The 3,222-nt window shown below is 63.2% G+C and carries 3 protein-coding genes; 2 read left to right on the forward strand and 1 reads right to left on the reverse strand.

What is annotated here, in order from left to right:
* Positions 1-286, forward strand: a 286-nt coding sequence (locus EOA38_RS31680) for a peptidoglycan-binding domain-containing protein (protein WP_189435050.1), incomplete at its 5' end; no start/stop codon positions are given.
* A gap of 162 nt (positions 287-448) precedes the next feature.
* Here EOA38_RS31680 and EOA38_RS31685 read toward each other — a convergent pair.
* On the reverse strand, positions 449-1,669 hold the full coding sequence (locus EOA38_RS31685; RefSeq protein ID WP_126093066.1) for an alanine racemase: 1,221 nt from the start codon (positions 1,667-1,669) through the stop codon (positions 449-451).
* A 213-nt stretch (positions 1,670-1,882) separates the two neighbouring features.
* Between EOA38_RS31685 and EOA38_RS31690 the strand changes: the two genes are divergently transcribed.
* Positions 1,883-2,803 (forward strand): DMT family transporter, encoded by a 921-nt coding sequence (locus tag EOA38_RS31690; protein WP_126093065.1) that lies wholly within the window; start codon positions 1,883-1,885, stop codon positions 2,801-2,803.
* The last annotated feature ends 419 nt before the right edge of the window (positions 2,804-3,222 follow it).

Raw genomic sequence — 3,222 nt, forward strand, 5'->3', positions numbered from 1 at the left:
CGTCTATCTGGAGTGGAACCAGTCCTTCACCTATGCGCTGACCGCCGCGGTGCTTGCGGCCCGTCTCGCCGGCGCGCCGCAGTTCGACCCGCGTACGCCGGAGCAAGGCCTGACAGGCGATCAGATGAAGGCGCTGCAAACCAAGCTCGAAGCCAAGGGCTACGACGTCGGCACCGTCGACGGCATCCTGGGCACGAACACCCGCGAAGCGATCCGCAAGGAGCAGATGCGGCTCGGCCTGCCCGTGGATGGCTGGCCGACGCCGGAGCTGCTGGCGAAATTGTAGCGCCCTTCCCTTCTCCCCTTGTGGGAGAAGGTGGATCGGCGCGCAGCGCCGAGACGGTTGAGGGGTGTTGGACGGAATGAGACGTCAGTGTTTCCTGGAGCACCCCTCATCCGACCGAGCTTCGCTCGGCCACCTTCTCCCACAAGGGGAGAAGGAAAGAACTTAATCAGCCATCGTCTCCAGACTGGCGAACCCCTCCGGCGCGTCACCCTCATCGAAGGGCGTCGCAACCTCGACGAATGTATCGGGAAAGAATCCGTTGAAGCGCGTCCGGAGCGACAGCGAATAGGCACCGATATGGCCGATCTCGATCCAGTCGCCGGTATCGACCGTTTCCGGCAGCCAGAACGGCCGCGACAGGATGTCGACGGAATCGCAGGTCGCGCCGCAGACCTTGAACGGCACGATGGTCTTCTCGCTGCCGTTGCGCGTGCGGATCGCGGGATCGGGAATGAAGCGCGCCGGCAGCGTGATCTTGCCGGTCCATGAATCGGAGAGCGACGCCCAGATGCCGTCATTGATGTAGAGCCGCTTGCCCTTGCGCAAGAGCACGCGAACGATCAGCGACAGGCAACGCGCCACGATCACGCGGCCTGGCTCGGCCACCAGCGGCATCCGATCGAACTGGTATTCCTTGAGGTCGCCGGAGAGCCGCGACATGAGCTGCCCCAGCGAAGGCATTTCGATGTGCCTGCGATTGGGGTCATGGCCGTATTCGGCCGGAAAGCCGCCGCCGACATCGAGTCCGGCAATGTCGAAGGTCAGCCGGTTGCGCACCCAGTCGGCCGAGGCGAGCGCCCGCTCATAAGTGTCGGGGTCCTCGATCTGGCTGCCGACGTGGAAGCAGAGGCCGACCTTGTAGCCTGTGCGGTTGAGCCGCTCGGCAAGCTCGACCGCATTGGCGGGCCCGGCGCCGAACTTCTTCGACAGCTCATAGGCGGCTTGGCCCTTGGTCTGGATGCGCACGAACACCGTCAGCGCGCCCGGGTCGATATCGAGCGCACGCACGACGCGCGTCAGCTTGGTGATCTCGTCCTCATGGTCGAGCGAGATCACCCGGATACCGTATTTCTCCAGCGCCAGCTTGATGTCCGACTGCGCCTTGACCGGATGCATGTAGAGCATCTCAGCGTCGGGCGAGACGGCGCGCACGGCGGCGAACTCGCCGGGCGAGGCGACGTCGAAGGCGCCGACGCCTGCCTCGACCAGCGTCTTCAGCACGATCTGCTCGCCATTGGTCTTGACCGCATAGGCGGTCTTGCCGGGGAACATGCCCATGAACTGCAAGGCATCGGCCTTCAGCACCTGCGGACGGAAGCAATAGACCGGATCGTCCGGACGAAACGCCAGTGCCGCCTCGCGGGCATTTTCGAATCGCTGCATGGACGAATCCTTGATCTGGGGCGCGCACAATTAATCCTAGGTAGCCGCCAAAGAAAACAGTTCTGTGTCTCGTCTTCCCGGACGGCTCGCTGCACCCTTTTTCGAACGCTAAACCACCAGTCGGGTTTCGGGTGGCCCTTGCCGCCAGACCGGATATCGGTTGGAGGCTGTTCGGCGGGCCGAGACTGCGACCGGCCTGGGAGGGTTGACGACATGACGATTACGGCTGGCGCCGCGGCGACGCGCGGACCGATGACGCTCAAGGACTGGGCGCAACTGCTGCTGCTCGGCGCGATCTGGGGCGGCTCGTTCTTCTTTGCCCGCATTGCCGTGTCCGAGATCCACCCGCTGGCGCTGGTGCTGTTTCGCGTCGCCATCGCCGCGGCGGCGCTTCAGCTCTATCTGGCGATGCGCGGCCCGTCCTTCCGCCTCGCCTTTCCTTACGCCGGCATGTTCTTCCTGCTGGCATTCACCAACAACATCGTCCCCTTCTCCCTGATCTTCGCCGGCCAGACCGAGCTCGGCGCCGGAGTCGCTTCGGTGCTCAACGCCACCACGCCGTTCTGGACGCTGATCCTCGCCAACGCGCTCACCACGGACGAGAAGCTGTCGTGGAACAAGCTGGCCGGCATCGCGCTCGGCGTTGCCGGCACGGCAGTGATGATCGGGCCTGGCCTGGTCGCCGGCCTCGGCGGGCCGGTCTGGGCCAAGTTCGCGCTGATCGGTGCCTCGCTGTCCTACGCGGTTGCCCTGATGATCGCGCGCCGCTTCAAGGGCGTGCCCTCGCCGGTCATCGCCACGGGGCAGCTGACCGCCTCGACCATCATCATGGTCCCGGTCGTGCTCACTGCGTACGGCCCTGCCGGACTGTTTTCGGCCTCGCCGCCTGTCTGGGCCGCGGTGGTTGCGCTGGCGCTGCTGTCCACCGCCTTCGCCTATATCCTCTACTTCAACCTCGTCGCCTCGGCCGGCGCCACCAATGCCTCGCTGGTCACGCTGGTCGTGCCGGTCAGCGCGGTGCTGCTCGGTTTCCTGTTCCTCGGGGAACGACTGCAGCTCTTCGAAATGGGCGGCATGGCGCTGATCGCACTCGGCCTTCTCACCATTGACGGACGCCTGTTCGGCCGATGGTAGCGGTGTCATGCCACAACGCCGCCACAATTTATTCACAACGCCTGAGACGACTTTTGCCGAAGACTTTCAATGGCTAACGGCAAATCCCAAGTCGCAAATTCCACAATCATGTCGCATTGCAGCATGTTTTCCGCTTGCCTGTGGCACAAATGACTCTAGATTCCGGCCATAGCTCTTAAGAGGAGGCTATGGCATGGGACTGACGAGGCCAATCAACGCATTGATGATTTGTGCAGCGTTCGCATTCATCGGTGCCCTTATCATAGGCGTTCTTCCCTGACCCGCCAAAGCCGGGAAGACAAGCACCGAAAATAGTCCAAACAGTTCGAAAAGGCCGGGTTCCACCCGGCCTTTTCCGTTTCAATCTTTATGCATGTCGTATTCCCAAAACCGCTGCACACTTTTGGGCGACATGCATT

This window comes from Mesorhizobium sp. M1E.F.Ca.ET.041.01.1.1 (assembly GCF_003997355.1).
GTDB lineage: Bacteria > Pseudomonadota > Alphaproteobacteria > Rhizobiales > Rhizobiaceae > Mesorhizobium.